Annotated in this window: 1 protein-coding gene; it reads left to right on the top strand. The window is 50.7% G+C overall.

The features are described 5' to 3' along the window. Window positions 1–302 (top strand): AMP-binding protein (locus tag JaK3_RS06790; RefSeq protein WP_161484705.1); only part of this gene is annotated, 302 nt, incomplete at both ends.

Genomic DNA, 302 nt, shown 5'->3' on the forward strand with positions numbered 1-302 from the left:
GCGCTGTTAGCGATCCTCAAGGCGGGCGCTGCTTACCTACCATTAGATCCTGACTATCCAGCCCAACGTCTATCGTTCATGCTGAGTGATAGTGGGGCTGCGCATGTCATTACCAATCGCTCTACCCTAGCGCATTGTGAGCTGACTGATTTTGCTAACCTAGGTCTGATCGATTTAGATCATCCCGAGCAAGTAGCCTTACTAGAGGGTTATGAGACCAGCACCATTGCTAATAGCGAGCGCATTAGGCCATTACTGCCTGAGCATCTTGCATATGTGATCTACACCTCCGGCAGTACAGG

This window comes from Polynucleobacter yangtzensis (genome assembly GCF_001595965.1).
Taxonomy (GTDB): Bacteria; Pseudomonadota; Gammaproteobacteria; order Burkholderiales; family Burkholderiaceae; genus Polynucleobacter; species Polynucleobacter yangtzensis.